Here is a 245-nt window from a genome sequence, read left to right as displayed (position 1 = left end):
ATTTTCTTCATGTTCAATGCCATTAGGGCAATTCCAATTTGCCTTTTGGCTTTCTTAAGACCACGGACTGTGAATTTTTTGAAACCCAAATAAACCTTCAAATTGCCAAAAACTGATTCTACATCGTATTTCCGCCGCGAATAAGTATTGGAATTTGAAAGCGACTCACGAGCTTTAGCTTTAAAATATTCCCACTGTGGATTCACCATAATAGATTTGATATTTCCACGGGGCGTTAATGCTTG

At 37.6% G+C, this 245-nt stretch carries 1 protein-coding gene; it reads right to left on the bottom strand.

Translation table 11 applies throughout. The features are described 5' to 3' along the window. Positions 1 to 245: transposase (locus QOS10_RS09640; RefSeq protein ID WP_283595217.1), on the bottom strand; the 245-nt coding region annotated here is incomplete at both ends.

It is taken from the genome of Limosilactobacillus galli, from assembly GCF_947381495.1.
Lineage (GTDB): Bacteria > Bacillota > Bacilli > Lactobacillales > Lactobacillaceae > Limosilactobacillus > Limosilactobacillus galli.
Note: the sequence above shows the minus strand (reverse complement) of the source record. Positions and strands in the feature narration are given on the sequence as shown.